At 60.5% G+C, this 19,260-nt stretch carries 15 protein-coding genes and 2 pseudogenes; 5 read left to right on the top strand and 12 right to left on the bottom strand.

Features of this window, described 5'->3' with window-relative positions; translation table 11 throughout:
• Positions 1 to 20: 20 nt before the first annotated feature.
• The 4 genes from sutA to glnK all read right to left on the bottom strand — a co-directional run bounded on the left by sutA (position 21) and on the right by glnK (position 2,803).
• Positions 21 to 347, bottom strand: a complete 327-nt coding sequence (sutA, locus tag EXW71_RS14065; RefSeq protein WP_123716520.1) for a transcriptional regulator SutA — start codon at positions 345 to 347, stop codon at positions 21 to 23.
• A gap of 104 nt (positions 348 to 451) precedes the next feature.
• The gene (locus tag EXW71_RS14060) at positions 452 to 877 is read right to left on the bottom strand and encodes a secondary thiamine-phosphate synthase enzyme YjbQ (protein WP_123716521.1); all 426 of its coding nucleotides are present in this window, start codon (positions 875 to 877) and stop codon (positions 452 to 454) included.
• A gap of 211 nt (positions 878 to 1,088) precedes the next feature.
• Positions 1,089 to 2,429, bottom strand: a complete 1,341-nt coding sequence (locus EXW71_RS14055; protein WP_123716522.1) for an ammonium transporter — start codon at positions 2,427 to 2,429, stop codon at positions 1,089 to 1,091.
• 35 nt (positions 2,430 to 2,464) lie between these two features.
• Complete coding sequence (gene glnK / locus EXW71_RS14050) at positions 2,465 to 2,803, bottom strand: P-II family nitrogen regulator (RefSeq protein ID WP_002555808.1); 339 nt, start codon at positions 2,801 to 2,803, stop codon at positions 2,465 to 2,467.
• A gap of 422 nt (positions 2,804 to 3,225) precedes the next feature.
• Between glnK and EXW71_RS14045 the strand changes: the two genes are divergently transcribed.
• Both EXW71_RS14045 and EXW71_RS14035 read left to right on the top strand, forming a co-directional pair.
• The gene (locus EXW71_RS14045; protein ID WP_123716523.1) at positions 3,226 to 3,486 is read left to right on the top strand and encodes an accessory factor UbiK family protein; all 261 of its coding nucleotides are present in this window, start codon (positions 3,226 to 3,228) and stop codon (positions 3,484 to 3,486) included.
• Positions 3,487 to 3,865: 379 nt separating this feature from the next.
• Positions 3,866 to 5,377: a YifB family Mg chelatase-like AAA ATPase gene (locus tag EXW71_RS14035; protein WP_134659399.1), complete on the top strand. Its 1,512-nt coding sequence runs from the start codon at positions 3,866 to 3,868 to the stop codon at positions 5,375 to 5,377.
• 148 nt (positions 5,378 to 5,525) lie between these two features.
• Here EXW71_RS14035 and EXW71_RS14030 read toward each other — a convergent pair whose 3' ends face one another.
• Together EXW71_RS14030 and EXW71_RS14025 are read right to left on the bottom strand one after the other, a co-directional pair.
• Positions 5,526 to 7,502: a methyl-accepting chemotaxis protein gene (locus EXW71_RS14030; RefSeq protein WP_134659401.1), complete on the bottom strand. Its 1,977-nt coding sequence runs from the start codon at positions 7,500 to 7,502 to the stop codon at positions 5,526 to 5,528.
• A 167-nt stretch (positions 7,503 to 7,669) separates the two neighbouring features.
• On the bottom strand, positions 7,670 to 8,590 hold the full coding sequence (locus tag EXW71_RS14025) for a LysR substrate-binding domain-containing protein (RefSeq protein WP_134659403.1): 921 nt from the start codon (positions 8,588 to 8,590) through the stop codon (positions 7,670 to 7,672).
• 152 nt (positions 8,591 to 8,742) lie between these two features.
• Between EXW71_RS14025 and EXW71_RS14020 the strand changes: the two genes are divergently transcribed.
• The gene (locus tag EXW71_RS14020; protein ID WP_134659405.1) at positions 8,743 to 10,146 is read left to right on the top strand and encodes a NorM family multidrug efflux MATE transporter; all 1,404 of its coding nucleotides are present in this window, start codon (positions 8,743 to 8,745) and stop codon (positions 10,144 to 10,146) included.
• A 13-nt stretch (positions 10,147 to 10,159) separates the two neighbouring features.
• Here the strand turns inward: EXW71_RS14020 and EXW71_RS14015 are convergent, their stop codons facing one another.
• Positions 10,160 to 11,824 (bottom strand): bifunctional diguanylate cyclase/phosphodiesterase, encoded by a 1,665-nt coding sequence (locus EXW71_RS14015; RefSeq protein WP_134659407.1) that lies wholly within the window; start codon positions 11,822 to 11,824, stop codon positions 10,160 to 10,162.
• Positions 11,825 to 12,081: 257 nt separating this feature from the next.
• Between EXW71_RS14015 and rep the strand changes: the two genes are divergently transcribed.
• Positions 12,082 to 14,091, top strand: coding sequence for a DNA helicase Rep (gene rep, locus EXW71_RS14010; protein ID WP_123716529.1), 2,010 nt, complete (start codon positions 12,082 to 12,084; stop codon positions 14,089 to 14,091).
• Positions 14,092 to 14,149: 58 nt separating this feature from the next.
• Positions 14,150 to 14,722: a xanthine phosphoribosyltransferase gene (locus EXW71_RS14005; protein WP_123716530.1), complete on the top strand. Its 573-nt coding sequence runs from the start codon at positions 14,150 to 14,152 to the stop codon at positions 14,720 to 14,722.
• 82 nt (positions 14,723 to 14,804) lie between these two features.
• On the opposite strand, the gene EXW71_RS14000 is transcribed toward EXW71_RS14005, so the two are convergent.
• The 5 genes and pseudogenes from EXW71_RS14000 to alr all read right to left on the bottom strand — a co-directional run bounded on the left by EXW71_RS14000 (position 14,805) and on the right by alr (position 19,235).
• Positions 14,805 to 16,727: an acetyl-CoA hydrolase/transferase C-terminal domain-containing protein gene (locus EXW71_RS14000; RefSeq protein WP_134659409.1), complete on the bottom strand. Its 1,923-nt coding sequence runs from the start codon at positions 16,725 to 16,727 to the stop codon at positions 14,805 to 14,807.
• Between the two features lie 136 nt (positions 16,728 to 16,863).
• A pseudogene (locus tag EXW71_RS29400) lies at positions 16,864 to 16,956 on the bottom strand (cytochrome c5 family protein); the annotation flags it as partial.
• Positions 16,945 to 17,181, bottom strand: a pseudogene (locus EXW71_RS29395) (hypothetical protein); the annotation flags it as partial. The pseudogenes EXW71_RS29395 and EXW71_RS29400, both read right to left, overlap by 12 nt.
• Positions 17,182 to 17,497: 316 nt before the next feature.
• A complete protein-coding gene (locus EXW71_RS13990; protein ID WP_003176893.1) occupies positions 17,498 to 18,046 on the bottom strand; it encodes a cupin domain-containing protein in 549 nt (182 codons plus the stop codon).
• A gap of 115 nt (positions 18,047 to 18,161) precedes the next feature.
• Positions 18,162 to 19,235 carry an alanine racemase gene (alr, locus tag EXW71_RS13985; protein WP_134659411.1) on the bottom strand — a complete coding sequence of 358 codons (1,074 nt, stop codon included), beginning with the start codon at positions 19,233 to 19,235 and terminating at the stop codon, positions 18,162 to 18,164.
• Between the last annotated feature and the right edge of the window lie 25 nt (positions 19,236 to 19,260).

Genomic DNA, 19,260 nt, shown 5'->3' with positions numbered 1-19,260 from the left:
TTACAAGCAGGTGACTGACCTCAGATAGGTCGGCTGCCGTACTTGTTATCCGGCTTCTTCGGTGGATCTGCCACCACGTTGGCCTCGACTTCCTGCACTTTGCCGCCTTTAGCGAGGAACTCTTCCATCGCACGGGCCAGCGCATCGCGCTCTTTGTTCTTGGCTTCGACACTCGGCAGCTCGTCTACCGATACAGCTGCCTTGGCTTTGCCTTTGGCCGCAGGAACAGGTACGTCATCGCCACTGTCGTCGTCAGCAACGTCTTCCGCCGCTGCTTCAAGACCTTCTTCGGTCTCGTCGTCATCACCGACTTCGAGGTCGTCGTTTTCCAGATCATCGTCGCTCATGTTCTACCTCATGACTTGCGAAAAGCAGATTAGTTATAGCCCAGCTTCACCCTCTGTCGAAGGTTGCCGGAAAAAAATCAACGTCCACTGGATTAACCAGTGGCTTATGCCTCATCACCGTGCAAGGTGGCGAGGACTTTACGAGCACCGCCATGATCACGGTGCTCGCCCAGATAAACACCTTGCCAGGTCCCCATTGCCAAGCGGCCGGCCTTGACCGGCAAACTCAGCTGGCAGCCCAGGAGACTGGCCTTGAAGTGCGCCGGCAGATCATCCGGACCTTCGTCGTTGTGTTCAAACCCTGCCTGGCCCTGCGGCACCAGCAAGTTGAAATAACGTTCGAAGTCACGGCGAACCGCCGGATCGGCGTTCTCGTTGACAGTCAACGAGGCCGAGGTGTGCTGCAGCCACAGATGCAACAGGCCCACACGGCATGCCTTCAACTCAGGCAAGCCGGCCAGCAACTCGTCGGTTACCAGGTGAAAGCCCCGGGGCTTGGCCCGCAAAGTAATCAGGGTCTGTTGCCACATACAGTTCTCCGCCCATCGGCGCGCATTCTAGCGTGCTCTGGAAAAAAACAAAGTGCCGAATACGCCTACATGCCTGTAAGACATTCGCACAGTAAAAAGCGCCGTGTGCGTCTCATCACAAAGTCCGCACAAAAACCGTTCCAGCATCTTGGGACTGACAAACGCCAGACAAAAAAATGCCCGGCAAGCCGGGCATTTTTTTTTCGTGTACTTACAAGTTGTAGCCGCGCTCGTTGTGCTGCGCCAGGTCGAGGCCGACCGCCTCTTCTTCCTCGGAAACCCGCAGGCCCATAACCGCATCCAGCACCTTGAGGATGATGAAGGTCACGATAGCCGTGTAGATCACGGTAAAGCCGACGCCTTTGCACTGAATCCAGACTTGCGCCGCGATATCAGTGGTGGCTGCGTTGAAGCCGCCCAGGGAAGGTGCCGCGAACACACCGGTCAGGATCGCACCCAGGATACCGCCGATACCGTGCACGCCGAAGGCATCCAGGGAGTCGTCGTAACCCAGCTTGCGTTTCAGGGTGGTGGCGCAGAAGAAACACACCACGCCGGCAGCCAGGCCGATTATCAAAGCGCCCATCGGGCCAACGGTACCGGCGGCCGGGGTGATTGCCACCAGGCCAGCCACCACGCCCGAGGCGATGCCCAGTGCGCTTGGCTTACCGTGGGTGACCCACTCGGCGAACATCCAGCCCAGCGCCGCAGCAGCGGTAGCGATCTGGGTCACCAGCATCGCCATACCGGCAGTGCCGTTGGCCGCCGCAGCGGAGCCGGCGTTGAAGCCGAACCAACCCACCCACAGCATGGCCGCGCCTACGAGGGTGTAACCCAGGTTGTGCGGTGCCATTGGGGTGGTCGGGAAGCCTTTACGTTTGCCGAGCACCAGGCACGCCACCAGGCCGGCCACACCCGCGTTGATGTGCACCACGGTGCCACCGGCAAAGTCCAGCACACCCCAATCGCCCAGCAACGAACCCGGACCGCCCCATACCATGTGGGCAATCGGTGCGTAGACCAGGGTGAACCAGACGCCCATGAAGATCAGCATCGCGGAGAACTTCATACGCTCGGCGAAAGCACCAACGATCAGCGCAGGGGTAATGATGGCGAAGGTCATCTGGAAGGTAACGAACACCGCCTCAGGGAACAGCGCCGCTGGGCCAGTGATGCTCGCAGGGGTCACGCCCGACAGGAACAACTTGGACAGGCCACCCACAAAGGAGTTGAAGTTGACGACGCCCGCTTCCATACCGGTGGTATCGAACGCCATGCTGTAGCCGTAGACAAACCACAGGATGGTGACAAGCCCGGTGATGGCGAAGCACTGCATCATCACGGAAAGAATGTTTTTGGAGCGAACCATGCCGCCGTAAAACAGCGCCAGGCCCGGAATGGTCATGAACAGCACCAGCGCGGTGGATGTGAGCATCCACGCCGTGTCGCCGGAATTGAGGACTGGGGCAGGTACTGGGTCCGCCGCCAATGCCAGGGCTGGCATTACGAGGGACAACAGGGCTCCTAGCCCTGCGAATTTACGCAGAGTCATATTGTTTTCTCCTGGGGCGTTGGGGGTTTGGCGGCTTAGATTGCGTCGGTATCGGTTTCGCCGGTACGGATGCGAATAGCCTGTTCCAGATTGACCACGAAGATCTTGCCGTCACCGATCTTGCCGGTGTTGGCCGCCTTGGTTATCGCCTCGATAACCCGGTCAAGATCCTTGTCGTCAATGGCGACATCAATCTTCACCTTGGGCAGGAAATCAACCACATATTCCGCGCCGCGATACAGCTCGGTATGACCCTTCTGCCGACCGAAGCCTTTGACCTCAGTAACGGTAATGCCCTGCACGCCGATCTCGGACAGTGACTCGCGTACATCGTCCAACTTGAACGGCTTGATGATGGCAGTGACTAGCTTCATGAAAACTCTCTCCCGAATTGGTGGACTTGCCCCAGGAAAACAAACCCGTCTCAAGTCTAAGCGCAGTGCCTGGCTTTGTAACGCATCGTCGCCTCGGCAATTACCGTGGCGACGCCAGCGAACCACTGGTGACGAAACCTGTACCCCTGATCCGTCGGCGCACTGCATTCGTCACAGCGACTGCATCAGTGCATGGGTCATGATCGTCTAAGCAGAAACCTTGCCAGCTCCGTAAAAAACAACGAAATCAATCCTTTGCTCACTTATGCCCACCTTCGGGGCTTTTTGCCGACAGCAATGCGCACAAAAACAGTGCGCCGCCGCCAGCCCCCTTGCGCGAAAAGCGTGCGCCTCGCGACGTGAAAAAGACTATAGACGCTGCGTGATACACTGGCGCCCAACAGTTTTCCGGAATATTTCCCATGCTCGCGCCCAAAGACCTCCTCGACGCACTCAGCGGCCACGCCTCTCGCCTGCTCAGCGGCGACACCCCGCTGCCCCGCAATGAAATCGAAAGCCAATTCAAGGCGCTGTTGCAAAGCGGCTTCAGCAAGCTCGACCTGGTCAGCCGGGAAGAGTTCGACAGCCAGATGGTGGTGCTTGCGCGCACGCGGGCGCGGCTGGAAAGCTTGGAGGCGAAGGTCGCAGAACTGGAAGCGCGGTTGACGCCGAACCAAGAGTAACGCGCGCACCTGCAGGAGCGAGGGGCTATCAACCTGTGGCGAGCGAGCATGCTCGCGCTGGGCTGCGAAGCAGCCCCGATACAGCCTACATGTTTCTTCAGATGGAGCGCGTTGCCTGGTTTTGGGGCCGCTTCGCGTACCAGCGCGAGCAAGCTCGCTCGCCACAAACGCCAAACCTTGCTCGCGCAAATCGTCCAGGATCACGCGGGCAACCAATACAAACGCGCCGTCCTTGAGCTCTTCGCGAGCCGGGTTCGCTCCTGCAATCGTTCGCTGAAACTTCCCGGATACGTTCTGTAAAACCTCCTCCGCTTCGCTCTTACCCACCTCGTCTACCCTTGAAAAACCGCAAGAAGTGGCCCTATCTCAAGGAACGAGCATGTCCCTCGCCATCGTCCATAGCCGCGCCCAGATTGGCGTCGAAGCCCCCGCCGTGACCGTCGAAGTGCATATGGCCAACGGCCTGCCGTCCCTGACGCTGGTGGGTCTGCCGGAAACCGCCGTCAAGGAAAGCAAGGACCGCGTGCGTAGCGCCATTCTCAACTGCGCACTGCAATACCCCTCCCGCCGCATCACCCTCAACCTAGCGCCCGCTGACCTGCCCAAGGACGGCGGGCGTTTTGATCTAGCGATTGCCTTGGGGATTCTGGCGGCCAGCATGCAAGTACCGGCATTGATGCTCGACGACGTGGAATGCCTCGGGGAACTGGCGCTGTCCGGCGAGGTGCGGGCCGTCAAAGGTGTGCTGCCGGCGGCATTGGCAGCGCGCAAGGCCGGGCGCACTGTAATAGTGCCCCGGGCGAATGCCGAAGAAGCCTGCCTGGCCTCGGGACTGAAGGTGATTGCGGTGGACCACCTGCTGCAGGTGGTGGCGCATTTGAACGGGCATGTGCCGATTGAGCCCTACAAGTCGGATGGCTTGCTGTGCTTGAACAAACCCTATCCGGACTTGAGCGAGGTACAGGGACAGCTTGCGGCCAAACGCGCGCTGCTGATTGCCGCTGCGGGCGCGCATAACCTGCTGTTCAGCGGGCCGCCCGGCACCGGCAAGACCCTGCTCGCCAGCCGACTGCCCGGGTTATTGCCACCGTTGAACGAACAGGAAGCCTTGGAAGTCGCAGCGATTCAGTCGGTGGTCAGCCTGACGCCGCTGAGCCATTGGCCGCACCGGCCCTTTCGCCAGCCGCATCACTCGGCTTCCGGGCCGGCGCTGGTAGGCGGCGGCTCAAAACCGCAACCGGGCGAAATTACCCTGGCCCATCATGGCGTGTTGTTTCTGGATGAGTTACCGGAGTTTGATCGCAAGGTGCTGGAGGTGCTGCGCGAACCCCTGGAATCGGGGCATATCGTGATTGCCCGCGCCCGTGACCGGGTGAGTTTCCCGGCCCGCTTCCAACTGGTCGCAGCCATGAACCCTTGCCCCTGCGGCTATATGGGCGAACCCAGTGGGCGCTGCCGTTGCACATCGGAGCAGGTCCAACGCTATCGCAATAAACTCTCAGGGCCGTTGCTGGATCGCATCGACCTGCACCTGACCGTCGCACGGGAAACGACAGCACTTAATCCGACGCCACAGCCCGGCGATACCACGCAGAAGGCTTCAGCACGGGTAGCCGACGCGCGGGAACTCCAGCAGCAGCGTCAGGGCTGCGCCAATGCATTTCTCGATCTGCCGAGGTTACGCCAGCATTGCGCACTGTCCAAACCGGATGAGGCCTGGCTGGAGAGTGCCTGCGAGCGGCTTACCCTGTCCCTTCGAGCAGCCCACCGGCTGCTGAAAGTTGCGCGAACGCTGGCAGACCTGGAAGGCTCAGGCAAAATAGGCCGCGACCACATTGCCGAAGCGCTGCAATACCGGCCTGCAGCGTCCAGCCCGGCCGATCAACGATAAACGGCGTGAAGCCAGCAAAGCGCAACCACTCTGCTCATGTGCGTGGCGCATGAACCTTTAGGACCGCTTATTAAGCCCTACTGCGCTGGGCTGATGCGCCTAGAACATGCCAGGCGACACCCTGGGCCAGATGCCCAGGGCAGGACAATCAACGGAACCGGTCCACTTCATGGCGCAAATCCGCTGCCAGGGTTTCCAGTTCCTTCGCGGTAATTGCCAGGTTCGACACCACTTCGCGCTGCTCGCTGTTGGCCAACGCAATGCTCTGCAGGTTGCTGCTGAGCACGTTGGCCGTGCTGCTCTGCTCCTGGGTCGCCGTGGTGATCGCCGCAAACTGCTGCCCGGCCGAGCGGCTTTGTTCGTCGATACGTGCCAGGGCCGAGGCCACATCGGCGTTACGCGCCAAGCCCTCCTGCATCAGCACATTGCCGTGTTCCATCGTGCTGATGGCATTGCCGGTTTCCTGCTGGATGCTCTGGATCATCCCGGATATTTCGTCCGTGGCCTGACGGGTACGCGACGCCAGGTTGCGCACTTCGTCGGCAACTACGGCAAAGCCACGCCCCTGCTCACCGGCCCGGGCGGCCTCGATGGCGGCGTTGAGAGCCAGCAGGTTGGTCTGCTCGGCGATCGAGGTGATCACCCCCACAATCCCGCCAATTTCCTGGGACCGCTGACCCAAGGTGTTGATCACCGTGGCCGTGCTGTTAAGCGCCGAGGCGATGTGCTCAAGGGACGACGAAGCCTCTTGCATCGAGGCACGGCCGATGCGGGTTTGCTGGGCGTTTTCCTGGGCCAGGCGTTCGGTATTGCCCATGTTGTCGGCAATGTTCAACGAAGTGGCGCTGAATTCTTCCACCGCTCCGGCCATGCTGGTGATCTCGCCGGACTGCTGCTCCATGCCGTCATACGCCCCGCCGGACAAGCCGGACAGTGCCTGCGCACGGCTGTTGACCTCTTCGGCCGCCTTACGGATATGCGAAACCATGGTCGACAGCGCTTCGCCCATCTGGTTGAAGCTGCGCGCCAATTGACCGATTTCATCGTGGCTGGACACGTTCAAGCGTGCGCTCAAGTCACCAGCGCCGAGCGCTTCGGCCTGACGCACCAAGTCACTCAGAGGCTGCAGTTTCCGGCGCAGCAACCACACCACTGCGCCCACCGCCAGCAACATCGCCAACAGGCTGCCGATTATCAGGCGAACCCCCACCGCCCACGTTACCGCGCGAATCTCGGATTTTGGCATGCTCGCCACAACCGACCATGGGCCGCCTTCAAATGGCACCGCGACGCTATAGAAATCTTCGTTCTTGTCACTCCAGAATTGCCCTGCGCCGGGCTCCTTCGCCAACTCGAGCATCACCGGAATGGCCTGATCGGCCGCCTGCACGCCGGCCGGTGGTACCAGCCAGTGTTTCTGTTCATCGAGCAGGGCCAGGGAACCGTTCTGGCCGATCCGGAAACGCTTGAGATTGTCGAACTGGGTTTTCTGTTCGTCGGTGTAATCAAAACCGATGAACAACACGGCGATCACTTTGCCGCCAGTGTCCCGCACCGGGGTGTACTGGGTCATGTAGGCGCGGTCGAACAGCACGGCACGTCCCACATAACCTTGCCCAGCCAGCAGGCGCTGGTACGCCGGATGTTGGTGATCGAGCACGGTACCGATGGCGCGGTTGCCGTCCTGCTTGGTCAGGGAGGTGCTGACGCGGATAAAGTCCTCACCACTGCGTACGAATACAGTAGCCACACCGCCGGACATTTGCTTGAACTCATCCACTTCCCCGAAGTTGTTGTTCAACACAACGTCGCCCAGGTACAGGCTCGGCGTTTGCACGCCGGCCACAGTCACCGGCTGGTCCGCCCGCACGCTCAAACCGGCGCCGAAGCGCTTTTCAAACAGCCCGCTCAAACGCTGGGTACTTTCGCGCAAGGTGCCGTGGAAGGTGTTGAGTTGATCGGCGAGCAGGCGCGCCTCGCTGGCCAGGTGTTCCTCGCGGGTGTCGAGGTTGGCGGAGTCGAGGGAACGCAGGGCGAAGACCGTACTGCCGCTGATGACGACAGCCAGAATGACGGCCAAGGCGAGACCTAATTGGGAGGCGATCCGAGCGCGAGGTTGAGACATGACAGCTCCTGGCCGAGGCCAGGATCATCCTGATCTCTTAGCGCTGCTCGGCAAATTATCTAGTGGGTAACGTTGGAGCACGATGGTCCCAACATCCTTTCTTCGGCGGATGCGGGCAATACTTGAGCGCTGTGCAAAGGTATTGCGCAAACGATTGCACCCCCCAATCAATCCAGGCGCTCAACCTGTGGCAATTCCATCGCGCGGACTTCCCCTTGAAGAAACTCCGCCAGCCGCCGCAAGCGTTCACCACCCGTGCGGGTTTTCGGCCACACCAGGTAGTAATTTTCCCCACTGGCCACCGCCGTTGGCCACGGCAGGCTCAAGCGCCCCTGGGCCACATCCTCGGCCACCATCAACAGGTCGCCCATGGATACACCGTAACCCCGCGCGGCAGCGATCATGCCCAGCTCAAGAGTATCGAACACCTGCCCGCCCTTGAGCGACACCTGGGATGACAGCCCCATGCGCTCCAGCCAGTTGCGCCAATCGCGGCGGTCGGGCGTGGGGTGCAACAGTTCGGCGCCGGCCAGGCGTGCGACGTCCCAAGGCCCATCCTCCAGCAAGTTCGGCGCACCCACCGGGATCAGCAATTCGGGGAACAAGTAGCTGGCTTCCCAATCCGTCGGAAAATGCCCGTAGCTGAGCAACACCGCGCAGTCGAAAGGCTCCTGATTGAAGTCCACTTCATCCACGCTCATCCACGCGCTGGTCAGCTGCACTTCATTGCCCGGCTGCAAGGCCCGGAAACGACTGAGCCGCGCCAGCAGCCAGCGCATGGTCAACGTGGACGGTGCCTTCATGCGCAGGATGCCATCTTCGGCGTTCAAGGTATCGCACGCCCGCTCCAGGGCGGCGAAACCTTCGCGCACGCCGGGCAACAACAGGCGCGCGGCTTCGGTGAGCTGCAAGGTACGACCGCTGCGCTGGAACAGGCGGCAGGCGAAATGCTCCTCCAGGGTGCGGATGTGTCGGCTCACCGCACTCTGGGTAATCGACAGCTCCTGCGCCGCGCGGGTAAAGGAGTTATGCCGGGAGGCGGCTTCAAAGGCCCGCAGGGCATAAAGCGGAGGTAGGCGACGAGACATTGGGAAAGCTCCGACGTTGCAAGCTCGAAACCCTACCAGAATCCTTCAGGCATGAGTTTTAATCATGTAGATGATCGCATTTATCGTTTTGTGCAATCGGCTGAGAGCGACGAGAATCAACCCTTCCCCTACTCTCTGACTTTTCGAGCGTGATGATCATGCAACATCCGGCACGTACCGAACTCTGGGCCATTCTGCGGCTGTCAGGGCCGCTGATTGCCTCACAGTTGGCCCACATGCTGATGGTGCTGACCGACACCCTGATGATGGCCCGCCTGAGCCCCGAAGCCCTGGCCGGTGGCGGCCTCGGTGCGGCAAGTTATTCATTCGTGGCGATTTTCTGCATCGGCGTAATTGCCGCCGTGGGCACCCTGGTTGCGATTCGTCACGGCGCGGGCGACATCGAAGGCGCCACCCGCCTGACCCAGGCCGGGCTCTGGCTCGCCTGGCTGATGGCCCTGGCGGCGGCGTTGCTGCTGTGGAACCTCAAGCCAGTGCTGTTGCTGTTCGGCCAAACCGAATCCAACGTACATGCGGCGGGGCAATTCCTGACTATCCTGCCGTTCGCCCTGCCCGGCTACCTGAGCTTCATGGCCCTGCGCGGCTTTACCAGCGCCATCGGCAAAGCAACGCCGGTCATGGTGATCAGCCTGTGCGGCACCGTGCTCAACTACCTGCTCAACCATGCATTGATCGAAGGTATGTTCGGCCTGCCGAAACTGGGCTTGATGGGCATCGGTCTGGTCACGGCAATCGTTGCCACCAGTATGGCCTTGGCACTGATGTGGTACATCCGCAGCAACCGGGCTTACGCGGCCTACCCGCTGGGTACCGGCCTGCTACGCCTGAACACTCAATACTTGCGCGAGCTGTGGCGCCTGGGCCTGCCGATTGGCGGCACCTATGCAGTGGAAGTCGGGCTGTTCGCCTTCGCCGCGCTGTGCATGGGCACCATGGGCAGCACGCAGTTGGCGGCGCACCAGATCGCGCTGCAAATTGTTTCGGTGGCGTTCATGGTGCCGGCGGGAATGTCATACGCGTTGACCATGCGCATCGGCCAACATTACGGTGCCGGGCAGTTGTTGCAGGCGCGCCTGGCCGGGCGCGTCGGTATCGGCTTTGGAGCCATGGTGATGCTGGGATTTGCCGCGGTACTGTGGCTGTTTTCCGACCCGTTGATCGGGCTTTTCCTTGATCACAACGACCCGGCTTTCCATGACGTGATCGTCCTGGCCGTCAGCCTGCTGGCCGTCGCCGCCTGGTTTGAACTGTTCGACGGCGTACAGACCATCGCCATGGGCTGCATCCGCGGACTGAAGGACGCCAAGACCACCTTCCTCGTGGGTTTGGGCTGCTATTGGCTGATCGGTGCGCCCTCGGCGTGGGTGATGGCCTTCACGCTGGGCTGGGGGCCGACCGGTGTGTGGTGGGGCTTGGCGCTGGGGCTGGCCTGCGCGGCAATCACCCTGACCTGGGCGTTTGAAGCGAAGATGAAGCGGATGATTCGCCGGGAGCCTGAAATCCATACCGAATTCCAGGCCATGCAGCCGGACTAGAGGCTGGAGGACGCTAACCCAACAGCGCGTCCTGGCTCTTGCCGAAAGTCAGGTACTCCACCAACTGAGGCAACGGCAACGGCTTGCTGATCAGGTACCCCTGGGCCTGGTCGCAGCCAAACAGGCGCAACAAGGCCAATTGCTCAGGGGTTTCCACGCCTTCGGCCACGACTTCCAGATTGAGGTTGTGGGCCAGGTTGATCATCGCGTGCACCAACTTGCGGTTCTCCTCGCGCTCTTCCATGCCACCGACGAAACTCTTGTCGATCTTCAACAAGGCAATTGGCAGGCTGTTGAGGTGTACGAACGATGAGAAACCGGTGCCGAAGTCATCCAGGGAAAACCGCACGCCGAGGCGCCCCAGAGCATCCATGGTCTGCTTGACCAGATCGCTGCGACGCATCACGGCGGTTTCGGTCAGTTCGAACTCCAGCCACTTCGCCTCCACGCCGCGCTCGGCAATCAGCCGACTGAGTGTGGAGAGCAACTGACTGTCCTGGAACTGGCGAAATGACAGGTTGACCGCCATGTGCAGCGCAGGCAGGCCACGTTCACGCAGGTCTTGCATGTCGCGCAGGGCCCGGGAAATGACCCAATAACCCAGCGGCACGATCAAACCGCTCTGTTCGGCCAAGGGTACGAATTCACTCGGCGGCAACAGGCCACGCTCACCATGGCGCCAACGCACCAGGGCTTCCAGGCCAACGATATGCCCGTCGTCCAGATCCAGTCGCGGCTGGTAATGCAGCTCCAGCTCGTCACGGCGCAATGCACGGCGCAGCTCACTTTCAAGGTCCGCCAGGCTGCGGGCGTTGCGGTTGATGCGTTCGTTGAAGATATGAAAGGTACAGCCCTGGGTGCTCTTGGCCTGCTGCATGGCAATGTGGGCGTGCCACATCAATGGGTCTGCACCGGCGCGCGCGCGGGCATGCGCCACACCCAGGCTGCAACCGATCAACAGGCTTTCGCCGTCGACCCAGTACGGCTCGGCCATCACTTCGGTGATGCGCTCGGCCATCCACTCGGCGCGTTGCGGCGCCCGTCGGGTGTCGATCAGCAGGGCGAACTCATCGCTGCCCAGGCGTGCCAACTGGTCACCGGCTTCGAGCTGGCTTTTGAGCCGCGACACCACTTGCAGGATCAAGCGGTCACCGGCCTGATGACCTAAAGCGTCGTTGGCGTGACGGAAGTTGTCGAGGTCCAGATGGCCGAGGGCCAGGCCGCGACCTTCGTTTTCCGCCAGCCGCGCCGCCAGCAGGGTCTGGAAACCCTGGCGGTTGGCGATACCGGTGAGCGGGTCCTGTTCGGCCAGGCGCTGCAACGTGTTCTCCAGCACACCACGCTCACGGACATGGCGCAGGCAGCGGCGCAATGTATCGGTATTCAATACGTCCCGCACCAGCCAGTCGCTGGCACCCAGCGGAGAAATCAGCGGCTCCTGCTCCAGCAGCAATACGCAGGGCAAGCTGCAACGGCCAGGGCCGGGTTGCAGGCCAGGCGTGGTCAATAGCACAGCGCCGTGGTCGTCATCGAACAGACGACTCACCGAGTCCCAATTGGGAGCACTGATCAGCACAGCCCCATCGCCCATCGGCGCCAGGCACTCGCGCAGCAAGGCTGCCCACTCAGGCGCATCGGCCAGAAGCAGCAAACGCAAGGGTTCGACAGGCGTGGACAAGCTAGCTCCCTAGACTCTGCAAGATTTCATTGGCGGCGGGCAGTACGGCGTGCTGCCCCTCACAATCACCCATGATAAGACTTATCAAATGCGCAGGCTGCATACATCAGCTGCAAAAGCTTCCACATCCTGCGGCAAAGTATCAAAAGCGGCAAATTTAGATCGAGCGGTACGTCACACTGTCGTTCTGTGAGAGCAGAATCCTGCGAGCCTGTTAAAATGCCCGCCCTTTTGAACAACGACTCCCTGAATTCCGTATGTCCCGACTCAACCCCCGGCAGCAAGAAGCCGTGAACTACGTCGGCGGCCCTCTATTGGTGCTCGCCGGTGCTGGCTCCGGCAAGACCAGCGTGATTACCCGCAAGATCGCGCACCTGATCCAGAACTGCGGCATCCGCGCGCAGTACATCGTCGCCATGACGTTTACCAATAAAGCGGCGCGGGAAATGAAAGAGCGTGTCGGCACGCTGCTCAAGAGCGGCGAAGGCCGCGGCCTCACTGTCTGCACCTTCCACAACCTGGGCCTGAATATCATCCGCAAGGAGCACGTGCGCCTGGGCTACAAGCCAGGTTTCTCGATCTTCGACGAAACCGATGTGAAGTCGCTGATGACCGACATCATGCAGAAGGAGTACGCAGGCGACGACGGCGTGGATGAGATCAAGAACATGATCGGCGCCTGGAAAAATGACCTGATCCTGCCGGCCCAGGCCCTGGAAAACGCGCGCAACCCCAAGGAACAGACCGCCGCCATCGTCTATACCCACTATCAACGCACGCTCAAAGCGTTCAATGCGGTGGACTTCGACGACCTGATCCTGTTGCCGGTGAAATTGTTCGAGGAGCATGCCGACATCCTCGAAAAATGGCAGAACAAGGTGCGCTACCTGCTGGTAGACGAATACCAGGACACCAACGCCAGCCAATACCTGCTGGTGAAAATGCTGATCGGCAAGCGCAACCAGTTCACCGTGGTAGGCGACGACGACCAGTCGATCTACGCATGGCGCGGCGCCCGTCCGGAAAACCTGATGCTGCTCAAGGACGACTATCCGTCCTTGAAAGTGGTGATGCTGGAGCAGAACTACCGCTCCACCAGCCGCATCCTGCGCTGCGCCAACGTGCTTATCTCCAACAACCCCCACGAGTTCGAAAAACAACTGTGGAGCGAGATGGGCCACGGCGATGAGATCCGCGTGATCCGTTGCCGCAACGAAGACGCGGAAGCCGAGCGCGTGGCCGTGGAAATCCTCAGCCTGCATCTGCGTACCGACCGGCCGTACAGCGATTTCGCGATTCTGTACCGCGGCAACTACCAGGCCAAACTGATCGAACTGAAATTGCAGCACCACCAGGTGCCGTATCGCCTGTCGGGCGGCAACAGCTTTTTCGGACGCCAGGAAGTAAAGGACCTGATGGCCTACTTCCGGCTGATCGTGAACCCGGACGACGACAACGCCTTCCTGCGTGTGATCAACGTGCCGCGCCGCGAAATCGGCTCAACCACCCTTGAAAAGCTCGGCAACTACGCCACCGAACGCAAGATTTCGATGTACGCCGCCACGGATGAAATCGGCCTCGGCGAACATCTGGACACCCGCTTCACCGACCGTCTGTCGCGCTTCAAGCGCTTCATGGACAAGGTGCGCGAGCAGTGCGCCGGCGAAGACCCGATCAGCGCCCTGCGCAGCATGGTCATGGACATCGACTATGAGAACTGGCTGCGCACCAACAGCTCCAGCGACAAGGCCGCGGATTACCGCATGAGCAACGTCTGGTTCCTGATCGAAGCGCTGAAGAACACCCTGGAAAAAGACGAAGACGGAGAAATGACCGTCGAGGACGCCATCGGCAAGCTGGTGCTGCGCGACATGCTCGAACGCCAACAGGAAGAGGAAGACGGCGCCGAAGGTGTGCAAATGATGACCTTGCATGCCTCCAAGGGCCTGGAATTTCCCTACGTGTTCATCATGGGCATGGAAGAGGAAATTCTCCCGCACCGCTCCAGCATCGAAGCCGACACCATCGAAGAAGAACGGCGCCTGGCCTACGTGGGTATTACCCGTGCGCGTCAGACGCTGGCCTTCACCTTTGCCGCCAAGCGCAAGCAATACGGCGAAATCATCGATTGTGCCCCCAGCCGGTTCCTCGACGAGCTACCGCCGGATGATCTGGCCTGGGAAGGCAATGACGACACCCCGACCGAGGTGAAGGCCGTTCGCGGCAATACCGCCTTGGCGGATATACGCGCGATGTTAAAGCGCTAGAATCGACTACTTTTTAATCTACTTTCGACGCGTGTTGCGTCAACAGAGGAAGCTTTCCGTGGAAGCACTGCACAAGAAAATTCGCGAAGAAGGCATCGTGCTTTCCGATCAGGTACTCAAGGTCGACGCCTTTCTGAACCACCAGATCGACCCGCAGCTGATGAAACTGATCGGCGACGAATTCGCCGCGCTGTTCAAGGATTCGGGCATCACCAAGATCGTCACCATCGAAGCTTCGGGCATCGCGCCGGCGATCATGACCGGCCTGAACCTGGGTGTGCCGGTGATTTTCGCACGCAAACAACAGTCCCTGACCCTGACTGAAAACCTGCTTTCGGCAACGGTGTACTCCTTCACCAAGAAAACGGAAAGCACGGTGGCCATTTCCCCGCGCCACCTGACCAGCAGCGACCGCGTGCTGGTCATCGATGATTTCCTGGCCAACGGCAAGGCGTCCCAGGCGCTGATTTCGATCATCAAGCAAGCCGGCGCGACCGTGGCTGGCCTGGGGATCGTGATCGAGAAGTCATTCCAGGGTGGCCGTGCGGAGTTGGATGCGCAGGGATACCGAGTGGAATCCCTGGCACGGGTCAAATCCCTGGCCGGTGGCGTGGTCACCTTCATCGAGTAATCGCAGCCCCGTGCCTATCCTGTGTGGGCACGGTTAACAATGTGGGAGCAAGCGCGCTCCCACATGCGTTTTGTGGTGTTGTTCAGTGCGCCGTGGCCTGCAGGCCGGCGAGCAGCAGGCGCTGATACAGGTCCTCTTTCAGGCCTTCCGGCTTATCCAGCCGCATGCGCTTCAGATGCTCTGGAAATGCCTCCGGTTCCGGTGCATCCAGCGCAGCCCTGCCCAACTCCAGAATCTCCGTCAGCTTGAATTTGCTCTTGAGCCAGTTCAACGCGCGCAACAGGTCTCTTTCTTCGTCAGTGAAATCAGTGCCCAGTGGATACTCGGGAAACAACCGCCGATGCCGCGCCTGAATGTCCTTGAGCCGCTGCGGGGTATTGTCGGTAAAACGTGGGTCCAGCTGGAAATCCTGAGGCAACTTGCCCGCCTTTTTCGCCTGCTCAATCAAGTCACCCTGAAAGCGTGAATCGCTGATATTGAGCAGCGCCTCGATCACCTTGGCGTCCGTCTGCCCACGCAGGTCGGCAATGCCGTATTCGGTGATGACAATGTCGCGCAGGTGCCGCGGAATGGTGCAATGGCCGTAGTCCCAGACGAGATTGGAACTGACCTCACCCGCCGACTCGCGCCAGCTGCGCAGGAGCAGAATCGAACGCGCGCCTTCGAGCGCATGGCCTTGGGCGACAAAGTTGTACTGGCCACCCACGCCGCTGAGCACACGGCCGTCTTCCAACTGGTCAGCTACGCCCGCACCGAGCAGCGTCACCATGATCGCGCTGTTGATAAACCGAGCATCCAGCCGTTGCAATCGCTTGAGCTCTTCCTGGCCATAGAGTTCGTTGATGTAGCTGATGCGGGTCATGTTGAATTCAAGGCGCTTGGTGTGGGTCATTTCCTGCAAGCGCTGGTAAAAGCTACGCGGCCCAAGGAAGAAACCGCCGTGGATCGACACGCCGTCGGGCTGCGCGGCGTCGTCCAGGGTGCCAGCATTGGCTTGCGACTGGGTGGCCACATCTGGGTACACCTTGCGCCGCACGATCCCGGCATCGGCCAGCACCAACAGGCCGTTGACGAACATTTCGCTGCAACCATAAAGGCCCCGCGCAAAGGGCGCGACACCGCCCTCACGGCTGATCAGCGGTGCCCACTGATACACGTCCAGGTCCGTCAAGAGTAGCCGATAGGCTTCGTTATCGGCCTGGCGCGCCAGCAGGGCGGCGGTCAAAGCATCGCCCATGGAGCCGATGCCGATCTGCAAGGTACCGCCATCGCGCACCAACGTGCTGGCATGCAGGCCGATAAAATGATCCTGGAAGCCCACCGGCATATTCGGTGTGGAGAACAGCGTGGTGCTGTCCTTTTCATCAAGCAGGTAATCGAACGCGTCCATGCCCAACTCGGCATCGCCGGGCATATAGGGCAAATCAGTGTGGACCTGGCCCACGATCAGGATCGTCTCGCCGGCTTCGCGGCGCTTGGCGATCATCGGCAACAGATCAAGGGTGATATCGGGGTTGCAGCTCAGGCTCAGGCGATCAGGATGTTCAGCGCTGCTGGCCACCAACTGCGCCACCAGGTTCAGGCCCGCGGCGTTGATGTCCCGCGCGGCGTGGCTGTAGTTGCTGCTGACGTAATCCTGCTGGGCCGGTGCGCTGTGGAGCAGGCTGCCAGGCTGCATGAAGAACTGCTGTACTCGAATATTGCTCGGCAAGCTGTCCTTGTGCAGGTCAGCGAGAAAATCCAGCTCCGGGTAATCGCCGAATACGCGCTCGATAAAAGGCTCAAGAAAGCGCTTCTGCAAGCCGTCACCCATCGTGGGACGGCCCAGGCTCAGGGCGGTGTAGATCGTCAGCGACCGCTCCGGCAGCTTGGCGATGCGCCGATAGAGTGCGTTGGCGAACAGATTGGGTTTGCCCAACCCCAGGGGCATGCCCATGTGGATATGCGCCGGCAAGCGTGCCAGTACTTCGTCAACTGCTTGCTCGATTGAACACAACTGCACCATCCGACCCTCCTGAACATTCCATGATTAGGGGTTGGACCGAGCTTGCCGGGTCTTTGCTGCAATGAACAGCTCCTAATCATAAAGAGCAGGCACAAAAAAGCCGCTGGTGAGCGGCTTTTTGGCGAAGATCGGCGGATTACAGCCCAGACATCTTCTTGATTGCGCCTTCAAGGTCTTCAAGGCTGCAATCAGCACAGGTACCCATCGGCGGCATGGCATTCAAACCGTGCTTGGCAACCTGTGCCAAGCCTTTGGTGCCTTTCTCGGGCGACTCGATCTTGAGCTCTGCGAGTACCGCATCCACATGGCCAAGCCGCTCTTTCCAGGCGGCCGTGTCGCCAATTTTCGGCGCGTTCAGCAATCCGGTGCCGTGGCACGCATTGCAATGCTTGGCAATGACATCATCCGGCGTTTTCGCCGCGCCACCGCCGCCCGCAGCCACTGCAACCTCCATCCCCTTGCATTCCTGGCCTTGAACACAGACTTGGCCGACAGGCTCCAGGCGCTTGGCAATCTCATCATTGGTCGCAGCTTGAGCGCTGACAGCCCATAGGGCCAGTACGGTTGCTGGTGCAGCCAGCATTTTCATAATTAGGTTCACGCGTTCACCCTCAATGGTGGCTATTCACGCCTGCGGCCACGGTTTCGCAGGCGGCGAAAGTATAACGGTTAGCCCGCCGGGCCGAAACAACCCTATTAAATAAAGGGAGATTCGACCTCGCGGAATGCAGCTACGGGCGCCTCTACAACGCTGGCAGGACGCCTCTTCTTTAAAAGTTCGCGGGCGTGGCTGCGCTGATTAGTCGCGCCGGCACATCGAACGGGTTGCGAAAACGATGGGGCTTGGTGCTTTCAAAGTAGTAGCTATCGCCGGCTTCGAGCACAAAAGTTTCAAGGCCGACCACCAACTCCAGGCGACCTTCCACCAGAATCCCGGTTTCCTCGCCTTCGTGGGTGAGCATCTCTTCGCCGGTGTCGGCACCCGGCGGGTAGATTTCGTTGAGAAACGCAATCGCCCGGCTGGGGTGCGCACGGCCCACCAGCTTCATGGTGACGGCACCGTCCGAGATGTCGATCAGCTCATTGGCTTTATAGACGATCTGGGTCGGTATTTCCTGGAGGATCTCCTCGGAAAAAAACTCGACCATGGACATGGGGATGCCGCCCAGCACCTTGCGCAAGGAACTGATCGAGGGGCTGACGCTGTTTTTTTCGATCATCGAAATGGTGCTGTTGGTGACGCCCGCGCGCTTGGCGAGCTCACGCTGGGAAAGACCTTTGAGCTTACGGATGGATTGCAGTCGTTCGCCGACGTCCAATGCAGGAGCCTCCTAGGATTCAGGCGTTGTTGTATTGAGCGTTATCATGGCGACAGCGTTCAGTATTTACAACACTTGAGCCTAAATCCCGGGCAGCTGTGTTCGTACCTGCTGGTCAAGCGCCGCAATAGAGCCTTGGCACGCGGCGCAGGTTGCAGAAGATCTGGTAGGGAATGGTCTGGGCGGCGGTTGCGACGTCGCTGGCCAGTATGTTTTTACCCCACAACTCCACCGTCGAACCGAGGCCGGCCTGTGGGACGTCTGTCAGGTCGACGCACAGCATGTCCATGGAAACACGGCCCAGCAATTGGCTGCGCTGTCCGGCCACCAGCACCGGCGTGCCGGTGGGCGCGTGACGTGGGTAACCGTCGGCATAACCCATGGCAACCACTCCGATGCGCATCGGCTTGGGCGTGATGAATTTTGCGCCATAGCCCACCGGCTCGCCGGCCGGCAATTCGCGCACACAGATGACTTTGGACTCCAGGGTCATCACCGGCTGTAAACGTGCGGCAACGGCCTGGTCTTCGCCAAACGGCGTGGCCCCATACAACATGATGCCCGGGCGTACCCAGTCGCTGGATACCCCCGGCCAGCCCATCACCGACGGCGAATTACGCAGGCTCACCTCGGCCGACAAGCCCTGGCGCGCGGCGTCAAACACCGCAACCTGCTCATTGCTGCTGACGCAATCAAGCTCATCGGCGCGGGCGAAATGGCTCATCAGCACGATCTTGGCCACGTTGCCGCTGGCCAGCAGCCGCTGGTAGGCCTCGTGGTAGTCCTTGGGGTGCAGGCCCACGCGGTGCATGCCCGAATCCAGCTTGAGCCAGACCGTCAGCGGTTTGCTCAAGCGGGTCTGCTCGATCGCGTCCAGTTGCCATAGCGAATGCACCACGCACCAGAAATCATGCTCGATGATCAGCGGCAGTTCATCGGCTTCGAAAAAGCCTTCCAGCAATAACATCGGCGCCCGAATACCGGCGGCGCGCAGTTCCAGTGCCTCTTCGATGCACGCCACGGCAAACCCGTCCGCCTCCGCTTCCAGCGCCTGGGCCACACGCACGGCGCCATGGCCGTAGGCATCGGCCTTAATCACCGCGAGAGCCTTGGCCCCCGTGACTTCGCGGGCCAGTTGGTAATTGTGGCGCAGGGCTTGGAGGTCGATCAGGGCACGGGCAGGACGCATGGCGGCAGGCTTCTAGGCGGCAAAG

It is taken from the genome of Pseudomonas sp. BCA17 (genome assembly GCF_004519405.1).
In the GTDB taxonomy this organism is placed as follows: domain Bacteria; phylum Pseudomonadota; class Gammaproteobacteria; order Pseudomonadales; family Pseudomonadaceae; genus Aquipseudomonas.
Note: the sequence above shows the minus strand (reverse complement) of the source record. Positions and strands in the feature narration are given on the sequence as shown.